This window comes from Dyadobacter fermentans DSM 18053 (genome assembly GCF_000023125.1).
In the GTDB taxonomy this organism is placed as follows: Bacteria; Bacteroidota; Bacteroidia; order Cytophagales; family Spirosomataceae; genus Dyadobacter; species Dyadobacter fermentans.
The window spans coordinates 1,832,665-1,847,144 of sequence record NC_013037.1; the positions used below are offsets into that span (position 1 = coordinate 1,832,665).

Consider the following 14,480-nt stretch of genomic DNA (forward strand, 5'->3'; position numbering starts at 1 on the left):
TACTTGCATTATGTCAATTCCAGATAAAAGCATTTTAATACTCGGCTGCTTTGATACTAAGGGAGAAGTGTTTTCCTACCTGCGGCAAAGCATTATCGCGGGCGGCGAAAGCGTTATCGCCATCAATACCGGCGTTTTCGGCAGTACAGAAGCATTTCCGGTGGAGTTTGAAGCGGACTTCGTTGCGGAGGCCGCCGGCGACAGCATTACCGCTCTCCGTCACCACCGCGACCGCGGCAAGGCGATCGACGTCATGGGCCGCGGTGCAGCCCGGCTTGTTTCGCAGCTGTTTGCCGATGGCAAGATCAAGGCCGTCGTAGGAATGGGCGGCGGAGGCGGCACGTACATCGCGCTGTCGGCTATGCAGGGACTTCCTTTTGGTTTGCCAAAAGTCTGTCTTACCACCCTGGCCACGAAGGACCTGTCGCGGCAGATCGGCGACAAGGACATTATGCTCATTCCATCGGTGGTGGATGTGGCGGGCATGAACCACATCCTGCGGCAACTGGTAGCGCAGGCCGCCGCAGCGGTGTGCGCGATGGCCAATGTGGAAACGGCCGGTTCGGACACAAAACCACGCAGCATTGCCATCAGCATGTTCGGCAACACCACTGCGTGTGTCGATAAATGCACCGAGCTCCTCGCCGAAGCGGGCTTTGAAGTGCTCGCATTCCATGCCACGGGCGTAGGCGGCAAAACCATGGAATCGCTGATCCGCGAGGGCTGTTTCGACGCCGTGCTCGATATTACCACTACCGAATTGGCCGACGATCTCTGCGGCGGCATTTGCAGCGCCGGCCCGGAGCGGCTTACGGCCGCCGCCGATATGGGCATTCCGCAAATCGTAGTACCGGGATGTATGGATATGGTCAATTTCGCTCACCTCGATACCGTCCCACAGGCATTCGCAGGCAGGCACCTGTACAGCTGGGCGCCCGACGTGACGCTCATGCGTACGGACGAGCGCGAGAACGCAATCCTCGGCGAACGCCTCGCGAAAAAAGTGAGCGCCTCGCCGGCACCGGCGGCGATTGTGCTTCCGCTGCGGGGCATTTCGCAGGTAGCATCGGAGGGTGGCATTTTCTACCACCCGGCGGCAGATGCAGCGTTGTTCGGCGCAATCCGGGCGCACGCAGCCCCTCACGTGACTTTGCTCGAAGCCGATACGCATATTAATGACCCGGTGTTTGCACATTTGCTGGTAGAAACGCTACTCGGGCTGATGGCACAGCAGGAAACAATCAACTAAAATCGATTTAATCACCACATAAACACATCCGAAACGACATGCCTAACCCATGGACTGGTAAGGGAAATCCCTACACAAAACAGGAAGTAAGAGATCGCCTCCAAAGCACGATAGATCAGGGAAAAGCCATCATTGCAGCCGGCGCGGGCACGGGTATCAGTGCCAAATTCATCGAGAAAGGCGGTGCCGACCTCATTATCATCTACAATTCCGGGCGGTTCAGGATGGCGGGGCACGGCTCCACTGCCGGACTGATGGCTTACGGCGACGCCAATGCCGTAGCGATGGAAATCGGCGAATTTGAAGTACTGCCGGTGGTGGAAGAAATTCCCGTGATTTGCGGCGTACACGGCTCCGATCCCCGACGCAGAATGTGGCACCATTTGCTGAAAGTGAAGGAAATGGGTTTTTCAGGTGTCAATAATTTCCCTACCCACAGCATTGTCGACGGTCATTTCAGGCAGGTATTGGAAGAAACCGGGATGGGTTTTGCCAAAGAAGTAGAAATGATCAGACTGGCGACGATGATGGACCTCTTTTCCATCGTGTATGTGGCCACTCCCGAGGAAGCCCGGCAAATGGCCGAAGTAGGCGCCGACGCGATCATCGCGCACGTAGGCACCACCGTCGGAGGCTCCATTGGCGTGGTGGACGCTACTTGCAGCATGGACGAGGCCATCGAGCGCACCCAGCAGATCGGCGACGCAGCCCGCAATCTTAACCCCGACGTATTCGTACTCGCTCACGGCGGACCGGTAAACACCCCCGCGGACGTCCGCGAAGTGCTGTCACGCAGCGACATTCACGGGTTTGTAGGCGCATCCTCCCTCGAACGCATGGGCGTGGAGCATTCACTCACCGAGCTCACGCGGGATTTCAAGCGACTCACGCTCGGCAATTCCTGAAATACCTCCCGCAAAGGTCATATGCAATACATACCAGCCGCCGGCATCCTGCGAAACAGGTTACCGGCGGCTGTCATACCTCTCCTTTGATCCCCAACACTTCCCGACGCTCCGCAAATATGGATAGCTTTGAAATGAATGCGGCGATGTTGCCGAAGAATCACAAAAGCTTGTCAAAATGGATCGGCAGCTCGCGGATGCGCCTGCCCGTGGCGTGAAACACGGCGTTCGCAATCGCGGCGGGCATTGCTACCAGCCCTATTTCTCCCACGCCCTTCACCCCCAGCTCATTGATGAGCTCATCCTTTTCGTCGGCAAAAATCACGTCGAGTTCGTTGATATCCGCATGCACCGGAATGTGGTATTCGCCGAGATTGGAATTCATGTATTTACCCAGCTTTTCATCCAGGATTGTCTCCTCGTGCAAGGCTTTGCTAACGCCCCAAACCATCGAGCCGGCGATCTGGCTGCGCGCAGTTTTTGGGTTAATAATGCGGCCTGCGGCTACGGCGGTGATGGCCCGGGTGACGGTGATCGTTTTCAGGTCTTTATCCACCTCCACTTCCACAAAAGCCGCGCTATGGGTCATTTTGGTATATTTTCTCAATTTCAAAACGTGCGGAACACCGGTTCCGGTGGCCTTGATGGGCTTGCCGCCCTGCGCCGCTACGATTTCCTGGAACGAAACGAACGTCGAAGCGCGGCTTCTCATGAACATCCGGCCGTCCTTAAACGCCACATCGTCGTCGCCCGCGCTGCCGAACGGCGAGCCGTCCATTCGCTTGGCCTTTTTTAACAACCGCTTCTTCAAAGCCTTTATCGCCGCCTGGATAGCCACGCCGGTGGAGGCGGTCATGGACGAGCCTCCCTGAAACATGGAAAACGGCTTTTTACTATCTCCATAGCGGAATGTGACGTCTTCCAGCGGCATTCCCATCTCATCGGCGGCGATCTGCGTCATGACGGTGAGCGTGCCGGTCCCGATGTCCGTGACGGCGCTGTTCACTACGAGCTTGCCTTCTTTGGTGATCACGGCCTCCGTCCGTGCGGGAAACTGGTAGGCGTCCCAGGCGCCGGTAGCCATTCCGTAGCCGACCAGCTTGTTACCGCGCCTCATGCTTGCGGGCTCAGGATTGCGATCTTTCCAACCGAACTTTTCGGCGGCTTTGATATAACATTCCCGCAGCGCCTTGCTGGTAAACGGCTTGCCGGTGGTAGGGTCCGTTTCGGCATAATTTCTTAGCCGGAATTCCAGCGGGTCGATGCCCGCCTCGTGCGCCAGCTCATCCATCGTGCATTCGATAGCGTGCAGGGCTGTCACACCTCCGGGCGCGCGCATGTCCAGCGGGGTGTAAAGGTCCAGCGGGACGAGTTTGTATTCAAAAAGCGTGTTCGGTGCGGGGTAAAGTTTGTGGCTCCACGTGGCCACCACTTCGGCGTAGTCCTCAAACTGCGACGTTTCCGATACGGCCGAATGGTTCAATGCCGTAAGGCTTCCGTTCGCATCGGCCGCGAAGCGCAGCCGCTGATAGCTTTGCGGCCTGTGTACGAATGGAAACATTTGCTTTCTTTCCAACACCAGCCGAACGCTCCGTTTGAGGTGCAATGCCGCCATTACGCACAGATAAAGCTGATATTGCGGCCGCAATCCCGAGCCGAATGCGCCGCCCACGAACGGAGCGAGCACGCGCACATCCTTGTATGGCAGCCCGAATACATTCGCCACAAACAGCTGATTATTCACCGTCCCCTGCGTTTTATCATAAATCGTAAGCTTCCCGTCGCTTTCATAAACGGTGGTGGTCGCGAACAATTCCATCGGATTATGGTGCTCGCTGCCATGCCGGAATTCCGAATCGACTTTGAAAGGTGAATTCTGGAACGCCTGTTCAAAATTACCGGTCGGGGCTGGCGGAGGTGGTTTCAGCATGGTTGCAAAACCTTTACCGGGGTCGCGGGCTTTGTCCAGATTGTGGTCGAGACAAGTGTCGAAAGGCTCTTCTTCATAATCGAAATGCACGAGCGTCGAGGCGTACCGGGCGGTTTCGAAATCCTCGGCAATTACCATCGCTACCGGCTGACCGTTGTACTTCACATCGGTGTCACGCAAAGGCTTGAAAACCAATCCGGGCGGCGCATCCATATCAATGTACTTAATGTCCATGGCCGCCACATCCGGGCGGTTTTCGTGCGTGAGCACTTCCACCACGCCTTCCAAGGCCATTGCCTTGCTGGTATCCACGCGCACGATCCGCCCTTTCGTAATGGTGGCATTGACGACGTAGCCATACAACAGCCCCGGCGCGTCATACTCGGCCGCGTATTGGGCGGCCCCGGTCACTTTCAGTTTTCCTTCGAGCCTGCTTACCGGCTTTCCTACCACGGGTTGTATTTTCATAAATCGGATATTGACAGGTTATGCCGATGGCTGCGCTCCCGGAAGCTGCGTTTCGGGATGCAGGGCCATCATTCCATTGCGGATAATGGCTCTTTTGGCCAACTCTATTTTAAATTGATTGTATTGAAAACCCTGCGCTCCTTGCAGGATGATATCGGCCGCAGCCGCAAAGCTCTCTTCATTCGCCTCTTTACCCACCAGGGAAGCCTCCGCATCCGCTACGCGCCAGGGCTTATGCGCCACACCTCCCAGCGCGATCCGCGCGTCACGGATCACACCATCTTCGATATCCAGCGCCGTGGCTACCGATACCAATGCAAATGCATACGAATGGCGGTCGCGGAGTTTGAGATAGGAATAATGACGGGCAAAACCGTGGCCGGGCAGGTCGATGGACGTGATCAGTTCGCCGGGCTGTAATGCATTGTCGACTTCCGGCGTGTCGCCGGGCAGCCGGTGGAAATCGGTAAATGGAATGCTGCGTTCACCATTTTTACCAACCACCTGCACAACCGCCCCCAGCGCCGCAAGCGCGACACACATATCCGACGGAAACACGGCAATGCATGCGCTGCTCGCGCCGAGAATGGCATGAATGCGGTTGTACCCCTCGATGGCCGAGCAACCCGAGCCCGGATTCCGCTTGTTGCAAGGCGCGTCGGGATCATAAAAGTAGTAGCATCGTGTGCGTTGCAGGAGATTACCGCCATTGGTGGCCATGTTCCGGATTTGCGCGGACGCCCCGGCCAGAATGGCCTTCGACAACAGCGGATAGCGCTCTTCCACCAGCGGATGGTAGGCTGTGTCCGCATTCGAAACGAGCGCTCCGAGCCGCAAACCGCCATCTTCAAGTTCGGTAATGCTGTGGCATTCGGAAAGGTGGTTGATATCCACCAGCAGTTTCGGATGTAAAAGATTGTATTTCCAAAGGTCGACGAGATTAGTGCCTCCCGCGATTAACATCGCTCCATCAGCATTCAGTACCTGATCCGACGCTTCTGAGGGGCTATTGGCCCGGATATAGTTGAAGTTATTCACGGTTCCCTCCTTCCCGCACTTCCATTATCGCATCGATAATGCCGACATTGGCGCCGCAGCGGCAAAGGTTTCCGCTCATGAGCTCTTTCACCTCGTCGCGGGTGTGGGCCTTCCCTTCGCCAAGCATTCCGATAGCGCTGCATATCTGCCCCGGCGTGCAGTATCCGCATTGAAAAGCGTCATGCTCTATGAATGCTTTTTGCAGGGGATGCAGCTCGTCGCCGTTGGCAATGCCTTCGATGGTGGTTACTTCGGAGCCGTCTTTCATTACGGCGAGCGTCATGCAGCTTAGTATCCGCTTTCCGCCGCACAGCACGGTGCAGGCGCCGCATTGGCCGTGATCGCAGCCTTTTTTCGCGCCGGTGAGTTTCAAACGGTCGCGCAGCGCGTCCAGGAGCGATACCCAGGGCAGGACATCCAGCGAGTACTGGTGCCGGTTTACTTTCAATGTGATATTCGTCATGGTGGTCTGAATTTGCCGCATTCGGACAAAGACTGTGCCATGAGCAACGCGCGGGCCGAATCAGGTATCGGCCAGCTGCAAATGCACGTAAAAATCATTCACCGACCGCGTGCCCCAGTCGATCGCCAGCACATTGGAAAGCAGGTTGGTCAAATCCTCCATCGATGTCGGTTTGGATAAATACCCGGTAGCGCCCAGCTTTCGGGCCTGCTCCACCGTGAGGCGGTCCTGGGCGGTCGAAAAAAGGAACACGGGAACCACTTTCGAAACGTGCTGCCGGATATGCAGCAGGCATTCCAATCCGGTGAGAACGGGCATATTAATGTCGAGAAAAACAATGTCCGGCTTCCTCGAACCCGGTTTTCGCAGTTCGTCAAGTACCTCCTGGCCATTCGCGAAAGTACTGAGGCTGTGTCCCGCTTTCATGCCGGTAAGCGCGCGTTCGAAAAGGTAGATATCGTCGTGGTCGTCTTCGGCCAGGAAAATCAGCCTTTCGATGCCAGCTTCGGCGGGTTTGCCTGCATTAGGGTGTGGATTTTGTTTCATGGAAGGTGAAGGTCTGGTTAGGCATAATGTGTGTCATATGGTAAATTCTATGCCATCATCGTACACGCATCGTGCAGGCCGGCGCTACCGGCCTGCGTGCCATTAACCTTCCCTGCGCGGCCCCGGGGAATGTGGGTAGCCGGGCCGGTGTTACCGTGCGTTGCTTTTGTTCTACAACGTTGTGGAAACTGCCCGTTGCCCGCGAATCGCGGGCATGCCTGAGTTGTAGGATAAATGAGTCGTATTTATTCGCTTTTCAAACTTTTCACCGGGTTCATCAACGCCGCGCGGATGCTTTGGAAACTCACCGTAAACAATGCAATCGCAACGGACAGGATTCCGGCCAGCACGAATACCCACCATTGGATATCGGTGTGGTAGGCAAAGTCCTGCAACCAGTTTTTCATCCCGTACCAGGCCAGCGGGGAGGCGATCAGGATCGCAATGAGAACGGGTTTGAGAAAATCCTTTGAAAGCAACCCTACGATGCCCGGCACCGAAGCGCCCAGCACTTTGCGCACGCCGATTTCCTTCGTCCGCAATTCCGCCATGAACATCGAGAGCCCGAGGAGGCCCATGCAGGAAATGAAAATGGCAATGCCTGCAAAAATACCGAACAGCAATTGCTGCGTTTGCTCGCGGGCGTAAAGCTCGCCAAAACGCTCATCCAGGAAATAGTATTGGAACGGTACGTCGGGGAAACGCTCTTTCCACACCGACCCGATGTGCGCAACGGCCTGCTGGATATTTCCGCCCGCCACATGCACCGACACCCGTCCCAGCCGGCCCGGCTGATAGAACATCACAATCGGCGCCACTTTCTGGTGAAGCGATTCGAAATGATAATCGGCCGTCACGCCGATGATCTGTCCCCTCATCTGGCCGTAGCCGAAGCGGTTGCCGATCGCGTCGGCCGGGTTTTTCCAGCCGAGCAGGCGCGCCGCGGTGGAGTTGATAATAAAGCCGTTGGTACGGTCGGTCGGATGCTGGCGAGAGAAGTTCCGTCCTGCCGCCATCTGGATCTGGTAAGTGGGAATGAAATCTTCGTCCACCGACAGCGACTTGATATTGATCTCGGTAGGCGCCATGGAATCGCCTTTCATCACGTACGCCTCCCACGAATCGAGCAGCCGCCCGGACGGGATGCGCGACGAACGCCCTACCTCCCGCACGCCCGCATGCTCCTTGAACCGCTGGCGGATCGCCTCCACGTCCGTAGTGGAATCATCCGGCATTCGGAATGTGACGATCTGGTCTTTGGCATAGCCCAGCTTGTAGTTCTGAATGAAATGCATTTGATTATAAATCACCGTAGTGCTGATGATCAGGGCCACCGCAATGGCAAACTGCGCCACCACGAGCGTTTGCCGCAATGCGCCGTTTTTCAGTGCCGTAGCGATCCTCCCCTTCAAAACGGCGATCGGCTGAAAGCCTGTCATGAAGAATGCAGGGTAACTGCCCGCCGCAAGACCGGTGAACAGGGTAATTCCCAAAAGGATTAAAAGGAAAGTCGGATCGAGCAATGCCGAGACAGCAAGTTGCTTTTGGGTAAAATTGTTAAACAATGGCAGGCAAAGCGCCACGGCCAGGAATGCCAAAGCAACCGATATCACCACCAGCACCACCGACTCGCTCAGAAACTGGTTGATCAGCTGTGCCCGCACCGCGCCGATCACCTTACGCATTCCTACTTCCTTGGCGCGTGTGGCCGATTTGGCTGTTGCGAGGTTCATATAATTAATGCAGGCGATCAGCAGAATGAAAACGGCGATTGCCGAAAAGAGGTACACATACTGAATATCGCCATTACCCTCGATTTCCGAATCCAGGTGCGAGCGCAGGTGAATGTCGGTCAGTTTGGTAAGGCTCAGCACGGAGTATTTCGAAGCATTCGCGTCGATATGCTTGTTCTGGAACGCCGGAAATGCGGCGGTGAGCTTTTGCGGATCGTAATTTTTGGGTAAAAGCAGGAATGTCGAGAAAGAGTTGTTGCCCCAGTTGGAGCGGAGCCCTTCGGCACCGTACACGCGGTCGTCGTTGAGCGATGAGAACGAAACGAGGAAGTTCGGATGAAAATGCGACTGCGGGGGAAGCGGCTCAAACACGCCCGTCACCGTGTAATCGAGCTGATTATCCAGCCGGACCACCTTTCCAACGGGATCTTCCTTGCCGAAATACTTTTCCGCCATCGGCCGCGAAAACATGATCGAAAATGGGTTTTCCAGCGCCTTTTCCGGATTTCCGCGGTCTGTTTTAAAAGTGAATACTTTGAAAATATTGGCTTCGGCGGCAAACATCTGCTCTTCCGAGAAACGCTTTTCACCGTATGTAACCAATGCACCCGTTTCAAGCATGCGCACCACCTGTTCTACCTGCGGAAAATCCTGCTTTACCAGCGGTCCGAAAGGCGGCGCCGCATGGCCGAGCCGCAAGGATTCGGTTCCATCGTTAGCGAGAAAAGTGCGGTTGAGCCGGTAAATGCGGTCGGCATGTTCGTGAAACCGGTCGTAAGCCAGTTCATCCTTGACGTATAGGGCAAGGAGCAGGAAGCATGTAAGGCCCAACGATACGCCGGAAATGTTGATAAAACTGAAAACCTTGTGCTTGCTAAGGTTACGGAACGCTATTTTCAGATAATTTTTGAACATGATCGTATGCATTAGAGCCTGGTCAGGCGATGGTAAAGGGTTGTCCTCCGTTCGACCATTGCCCAACAAACACGTGCCACTTGTTCAATAAACTGAAAATCAGCATTTTGCACAAACCTACCTTGTCCGATATCGGACGCATGTCCGGCTCCGCGTGTCAGCAGTAAGCCGCCCGTTTGTAGCGCAATCCCCTGATCCAGCCTTGCACATGCTGCAAAAAGCCCGATTTGAGGACCGAAGGGAGGTAGTTCCGGCGCGAGGACTGCTGGCGGTGCCCGCCGCTATGGCCCCGCGTATCGGAAGCCGCTACCATAATGTCGAGCGCTCCGTTGGTGAGGTCACAAATGTCGTCGTGGAGGTCGTGCAGGAGCGCCCCTACTCCCCCGCGCAGGTGGTGGCGGTCGGCGAGCTGAATGGTCGTGTTTACCGCAAAATCATAAATTTCCTGTGAAAGCTGATCGCAAAGTTCGCACATATCGGCACGTCGCTCGGGCAAGATAATGCTCCGTGCTTTCATTTCCTGGATTTTGTGCTCGGTTTTAGCGACCATTTCGGTCCTGATGTCATTCAAAGTCATAACGGGTGCTGTTAGAGGAGTTATTGGCAAAAAACGCATAAACGTTCCCAGAAATATTATCAATATTTCTGTCTAATCAAAAAGATTGGAACAGGATTAGCGGTTTTAATTTTTTTCTAATCTCTATTACTCGTCCGCGGCGGCTGGGTAACCTATTTTTATCGTCGCACCATCGTGGATGAAATGATAAAGGGATACCTGCCTTACGGGGCAAATAGTGATTTTGGACAACAACTCGAAGCGGCCGGATGCCATGTGGTTGTGGCGGAAGAGCAAATGAATGGCAGGCCAGCGCTCGATAAACTGGTGTCGGATTTGCAGGAGGGCGACGTGCTCGTGATCTGCAATGCCGCCCACGCAGGCTCACAGGCCGATTTTGTACAACTGCTGATCCGCGCAGGCCAGCAACACGCCCATCTCGTTTCCATAGCGGAAGATATCGATACTCTGCGCGATACGCTGCTTTTCGGCATTGGGGCTGCCCATTGATGCGCGCGATATAAAAAGCTGATAGTGATTACGTTAAATAACACTTTCTTCAAATATTCAAATTTGATGTTGGAATTTTATTACATTTAACTTACCCTGCCGCGACTTCCCCGCGCAGGCATTTTACGCCTCCAACCAACCAAATCAGTTTGCATTATGAAAGCATTATTTACTCGTAAAACAGGAGTATCGATTTGCCTCCTTTTGATGGCCGGCCTGCCCTGGTCATGCGTGGACCACGCCGAACCGCTCACCCGCGTAACATGTTCCTGTGAGATCGTCGACAATACCGGGCCGACAGGATCATTCGACACCGAAACCATGGATTGCCCGACGGGCGAGTACACATGTGTGTGCGGAGGATTGCAATGGCGAGGGCAGATCATCGAATTCGCATGCAAATGACAGACTGACCGCTGCACGGCGTGATATTTCCTGCATTGGTTGACCGTTTACTCAATAAACGGCTTTCATTATCCAACCTTCGCATTTAATTCGCGCTCTGTTCAAGCAAAGTCAAATCTGTTAGCCATGAACGCACCATTTCAAAACCAATCATTTTTTTCAAAAACTATTCTATTCTGTTGCGCGCTGGCCGCCATTCTGACGGGCTGCAAAACAGCCGAGCTCCAAGTCGACAACGACCTCCGAAACGAAACCGAGGCCTACCAGGTAAAAGGCCGGCAAGGATCGCAAATCGGGCAGGTGCTGACTTTCGGTGATTTCAAAACCAGCAAGGTAAAACGCGGGTGGACATTCGGATACAGCATTCCGTTTCTCGTGAAATTCAATGGCGCGAGTGAAAAAATCAGTTTTACGCAATCCGACGCCAGCGGGCGCGCCGCCGATGTGGCATTAGTAAGTAAATTCCGCGAAACCGAGCTTACGCAGCTCGAAACGTACTTTTCGGTTTCTCTGAACTACAAAAACTACTGTGCAGGGTCGGTGAAGATGGATGATAGCAACTGGGAATTCGTCGTCCACAATGTGGATGGCCCGCAGCGGAGCAACGCCACGGCCGGGTTTATCCGCAACGGCCGCGACCGGATCGAAGTCACGGGCATCCGAACGCTGGAAGGAGCCCCGGCCCTGTTGACGCAAAACGACGTTTACGGTTACGAGTTTCGCCTCGGCGGCAAGGTGATCGGCGCCGTGGCCACCATCAACAATGGTAAAGTTTGGTTTAAAAACGGCCTGAACGGTGAAATGCGGCTGCTGCTCGCCAGCGTATCTTCGGGACTGATGCTACGGAATTCGGTAGAAGAAGCGTCAGCAAGTTTGAACTGATATTTAACCCATTCACACAAAAAGCGCCGCGGAGATCGACTCCGCGGCGCTTTTTGTGTTCATTAATACCTATTGGGCAAATTTGCGCTGCCGGGTTTCTGTTTCGGTCGGAAAATCGGCCGGGATCGGAATGTTCGTTTTTCCGGTGGCGGCCCATTGGCTGCCGCGTTGCAGGCAGGTGATGAAGCCCACGCACTCTACGGAATAGTCGGCGTGGCCGAGGGCCATGTGGAAAATACGGCCCTTACCATAGCGAAGGGCGATCAGCATGGGCTCGTGGCGGTCGGTGCCGTTGTTGCTCTTCGGGGAAAATGCGGTGGCGAGGATCTGCATATTCTCTGCCGGACCGCGCAGGCGGTCGTACAGTTCGTCGCGGCTGTGCAGCCAGTTTGCAGGCATGCCTTTCGTGATCGGATGGTTCGGTTCACGCACGGTGATCTTAAACTCCATCTGGGCGCCATGCGAACCCGCCTTGCCAGGCTGGTTATCGCGCACCTCCTTGCCGTTTTGGTCATAGTAAACGTACGGGCCGTCTTTTTCCGTCCGGTCGCCCCATCCGCCGAGGCCTATCATCTGGTTGTAGGCAGGCCATTGCGGAAACGAGTTATTGGCCGCATGAATGACCACCAGTCCGCCGCCATTTTTCATAAATTTTTCAAAATCCTGCTGCGCCGCCGCCGACCACGGTGCGGCATTCCATCCGAAATTGCAGATCACCACGTCATAATTCGCAAACACGGGATGGAAAGTGGAATCCATTTTGGGCTGCTTCAATGCCTGCGTTTCGGGACCGCCTTTCACGGGATAGGCCTCCACGAGCTTGTCACCCTGCCAGGTGTAGCGCGTGCGCTGGATATCGACGGTGAATTTTTTAGTGTCTTCAAGATAGTACTTCATCATGGCGGTGATCTTCGGCCAGTGCTCGTGGTTGTTCTGGCCGTCGACGATAAGCACGCGAAGCGGTGATTTTTGCGCAGCTACCGGAGCTGAAACAGTGCCGGCACCCAGCAATGCGAGCAGAAAAATGAGGATTTTGTAACTATGGGCCATAAATGGACGGGGTTATCGTAAAAACTGAATAATTCGGTTCGGGTGGCGGCAAGGTAAACTAATGTCTGCTGGAAATCAAGCGGCGGCTCGCCGGCTGCTAACGCCCCATTACCGGCAATCCGCTTGGAACGCTTTCGGGGATGGTTTTATCGAACGAGTCGTCGTTGAGTGTGTTCAAAAACTCGACGATCCGCGAAATGTCCTTGAAATTAACGTCCATATGCGTGGCGAGCGGATCTACCTGCCCTGATTTCACATTGGGATTGAGCAGCTTACCTCCGGCTATGTCTTCGTAAAACATCAGCACCTGATCGAGCGTCTGGAACTTGCCGCTGTGCATATACGGCGCCGTGAAGCGCAGGTTGCGAAGTGTGGGTGTCCTGAATGCATATTTCTGATCGGCGCCGGAATCGCTTTCCTTCCTGTTTTCGGTATCGGGCACGCCCAGGGTATGCAGTTTGAAATCCGAGAACATCGGACCGGAATGGCATTTGGCACAACCCGTGACCAGGAAAGCATTCATTCCCTCCTTCTCCCCGGTGGACAATGCATTGCTATCGCCCCGCATGTACTGATCGAAACGCGTGTTGGTGGCGATCAGCGTGCGCTCATAGGCCGCGATGGCGCGTGCGAGATTCAGCTGGCTGACGGGCGCGGGATCGCCGGGAAATGCCTCCGAAAACAGCCGGCGGTATTCGGGAATCTTTGCGACCCTCGTTACAACTTCTTCCACGATACCGGTTTCATGGAAGCCGTTTCCCCGCATTTCTTCCAGTGTTTTAATCGGTTCGAGCGCCTGCTGTTCGAGGCCTTTGGCACGCATGTCCCAAAACATCGGGGCCTGTGCCGGATCGTACGGTTCATTATTCCGAATGCCGTTGAAGGCGGTATTGAGCACACTCTGCGAATTTCTTTTCACAAAGGGAATGTCGTTCGGGTCGACAAACCGGCGGCTTTGCCCCCTACCGACGCCGTTCACGCCAATGGACGTTTCCAGAAATTCGGCATAGTTGAACTCCGGCTGATGGCAGGTTGCGCAGGCCACATCCTTATTTCCGGAGAGTATCGGATCAAAAAACAGCAAGCGCCCTAACCCTACCTTTTCCACCGTCGTAGGATTATCGGCCGGGCTTTCCGCCGACAGCGGCAATGCACCCAGGTCGGCAATCGTTTCTACGGGTTCTTTCTCTTTTTTAAGTGCCGTATTCCGCTCTCCGCCGCAGGCCAGAAAGGCAATGCCCGCTCCGGCCATCAAAACCCACTTTCCAAGCACTTTTATTGGTAATACTGACATGCCAATCTCAATCTTCAAACTCAAATTCCTCTATATAAGACCGATGAACTTTAAAATTACCATTTCAGCAGTGCGGAAATAGCCGCTACTCAGTTGGCAACAGACATCCGGCAATTCTTCCAACGCCCGCTTTCCGGCCTGACGACCGCAGGAGCATCCCGCCTGCATTGCTACATTAAAAATAAATTAGAAAAAAATTAAAATCCGCTTGAACTATATTCTTATACTTTTTCGATATTTATGACGTCTCAACCCACGACGACGCTCAATCCCTAACAAACGTAAAACATGTCCTCTGCCAACATTTTACCAACTACCTCACCAAAGCCATTCTGGCCACCCAATCATCAAACGTATATCGTAATAAGTAACTCGCGGTTTCTCAATTAGACTTACCAATTCCCCGGACAAGCCCCCTTTGGAGGCACAGCCTGGCGTTTTAACTGAACGACTACCGATCGGTTACAACCATGGGCTACCCATTTGTGTCAGTAAGCACAAATAGTCCGAGGGCTGCGAGTTCTTTTTAGAATACC

The 14,480-nt window shown here is 54.5% G+C and carries 12 protein-coding genes; 4 read left to right on the plus strand and 8 right to left on the minus strand.

The genetic code is table 11. The features are described 5' to 3' along the window. Nucleotides 1–10 precede the first annotated feature (10 nt). The gene (locus DFER_RS07555) at nucleotides 11–1,249 is read left to right on the plus strand and encodes a Tm-1-like ATP-binding domain-containing protein (RefSeq protein ID WP_041734800.1); all 1,239 of its coding nucleotides are present in this window, start codon (nucleotides 11–13) and stop codon (nucleotides 1,247–1,249) included. A 38-nt stretch (nucleotides 1,250–1,287) separates the two neighbouring features. Then, nucleotides 1,288–2,154, plus strand: coding sequence for a phosphoenolpyruvate hydrolase family protein (locus DFER_RS07560; protein WP_015811033.1), 867 nt, complete (start codon nucleotides 1,288–1,290; stop codon nucleotides 2,152–2,154). 160 nt (nucleotides 2,155–2,314) lie between these two features. Here DFER_RS07560 and DFER_RS07565 read toward each other — a convergent pair whose 3' ends face one another. The 6 genes from DFER_RS07565 to DFER_RS07590 all read right to left on the minus strand — a co-directional run bounded on the left by DFER_RS07565 (nucleotide 2,315) and on the right by DFER_RS07590 (nucleotide 9,824). After that, nucleotides 2,315–4,552: a xanthine dehydrogenase family protein molybdopterin-binding subunit gene (locus tag DFER_RS07565; RefSeq protein WP_015811034.1), complete on the minus strand. Its 2,238-nt coding sequence runs from the start codon at nucleotides 4,550–4,552 to the stop codon at nucleotides 2,315–2,317. A gap of 18 nt (nucleotides 4,553–4,570) precedes the next feature. Further along, a complete protein-coding gene (locus DFER_RS07570) occupies nucleotides 4,571–5,590 on the minus strand; it encodes an FAD binding domain-containing protein (protein ID WP_041734802.1) in 1,020 nt (339 codons plus the stop codon). Continuing rightward, nucleotides 5,583–6,053 carry a (2Fe-2S)-binding protein gene (locus DFER_RS07575; RefSeq protein ID WP_229206203.1) on the minus strand — a complete coding sequence of 157 codons (471 nt, stop codon included), beginning with the start codon at nucleotides 6,051–6,053 and terminating at the stop codon, nucleotides 5,583–5,585. Before DFER_RS07575 ends, DFER_RS07570 begins: the two co-directional genes overlap by 8 nt. A 60-nt stretch (nucleotides 6,054–6,113) precedes the next feature. Beyond that, nucleotides 6,114–6,599, minus strand: a complete 486-nt coding sequence (locus DFER_RS07580) for a response regulator (RefSeq protein WP_015811037.1) — start codon at nucleotides 6,597–6,599, stop codon at nucleotides 6,114–6,116. A 245-nt stretch (nucleotides 6,600–6,844) separates the two neighbouring features. Then, nucleotides 6,845–9,247 (minus strand): ABC transporter permease, encoded by a 2,403-nt coding sequence (locus DFER_RS07585; RefSeq protein WP_041736101.1) that lies wholly within the window; start codon nucleotides 9,245–9,247, stop codon nucleotides 6,845–6,847. Nucleotides 9,248–9,404: 157 nt separating this feature from the next. Next, nucleotides 9,405–9,824, minus strand: a complete 420-nt coding sequence (locus tag DFER_RS07590; RefSeq protein ID WP_015811039.1) for a hypothetical protein — start codon at nucleotides 9,822–9,824, stop codon at nucleotides 9,405–9,407. Nucleotides 9,825–10,007: 183 nt separating this feature from the next. Between DFER_RS07590 and DFER_RS07595 the strand changes: the two genes are divergently transcribed. Further along, a complete protein-coding gene (locus DFER_RS07595) occupies nucleotides 10,008–10,313 on the plus strand; it encodes a recombinase family protein (RefSeq protein ID WP_015811040.1) in 306 nt (101 codons plus the stop codon). A gap of 531 nt (nucleotides 10,314–10,844) precedes the next feature. Continuing rightward, nucleotides 10,845–11,600, plus strand: coding sequence for a hypothetical protein (locus DFER_RS07605; protein WP_015811042.1), 756 nt, complete (start codon nucleotides 10,845–10,847; stop codon nucleotides 11,598–11,600). A gap of 69 nt (nucleotides 11,601–11,669) precedes the next feature. Here DFER_RS07605 and DFER_RS07610 read toward each other — a convergent pair whose 3' ends face one another. Continuing rightward, a complete protein-coding gene (locus DFER_RS07610) occupies nucleotides 11,670–12,650 on the minus strand; it encodes a ThuA domain-containing protein (RefSeq protein WP_015811043.1) in 981 nt (326 codons plus the stop codon). 97 nt (nucleotides 12,651–12,747) lie between these two features. Then, on the minus strand, nucleotides 12,748–13,944 hold the full coding sequence (locus tag DFER_RS07615) for a cytochrome-c peroxidase (protein WP_050774655.1): 1,197 nt from the start codon (nucleotides 13,942–13,944) through the stop codon (nucleotides 12,748–12,750). Nucleotides 13,945–14,480 lie beyond the last annotated feature (536 nt).

What these genes read in the sequence shown, in the direction of transcription:
- DFER_RS07580 (WP_015811037.1), bottom strand. Translation starts at nt 6,599, where the DNA reads ATGAAACAAAATCCACACCCTAATGCAGGCAAACCCGCCGAAGCTGGC.
- DFER_RS07555 (WP_041734800.1), top strand. Translation starts at nt 11, where the DNA reads ATGTCAATTCCAGATAAAAGCATTTTAATACTCGGCTGCTTTGATACT.
- DFER_RS07590 (WP_015811039.1), bottom strand. Translation starts at nt 9,824, where the DNA reads ATGACTTTGAATGACATCAGGACCGAAATGGTCGCTAAAACCGAGCAC.
- DFER_RS07605 (WP_015811042.1), top strand. Translation starts at nt 10,845, where the DNA reads ATGAACGCACCATTTCAAAACCAATCATTTTTTTCAAAAACTATTCTA.
- DFER_RS07575 (WP_229206203.1), bottom strand. Translation starts at nt 6,053, where the DNA reads ATGACGAATATCACATTGAAAGTAAACCGGCACCAGTACTCGCTGGAT.
- DFER_RS07560 (WP_015811033.1), top strand. Translation starts at nt 1,288, where the DNA reads ATGCCTAACCCATGGACTGGTAAGGGAAATCCCTACACAAAACAGGAA.
- DFER_RS07615 (WP_050774655.1), bottom strand. Translation starts at nt 13,944, where the DNA reads ATGTCAGTATTACCAATAAAAGTGCTTGGAAAGTGGGTTTTGATGGCC.
- DFER_RS07565 (WP_015811034.1), bottom strand. Translation starts at nt 4,552, where the DNA reads ATGAAAATACAACCCGTGGTAGGAAAGCCGGTAAGCAGGCTCGAAGGA.
- DFER_RS07610 (WP_015811043.1), bottom strand. Translation starts at nt 12,650, where the DNA reads ATGGCCCATAGTTACAAAATCCTCATTTTTCTGCTCGCATTGCTGGGT.
- DFER_RS07595 (WP_015811040.1), top strand. Translation starts at nt 10,008, where the DNA reads ATGATAAAGGGATACCTGCCTTACGGGGCAAATAGTGATTTTGGACAA.
- DFER_RS07585 (WP_041736101.1), bottom strand. Translation starts at nt 9,247, where the DNA reads ATGTTCAAAAATTATCTGAAAATAGCGTTCCGTAACCTTAGCAAGCAC.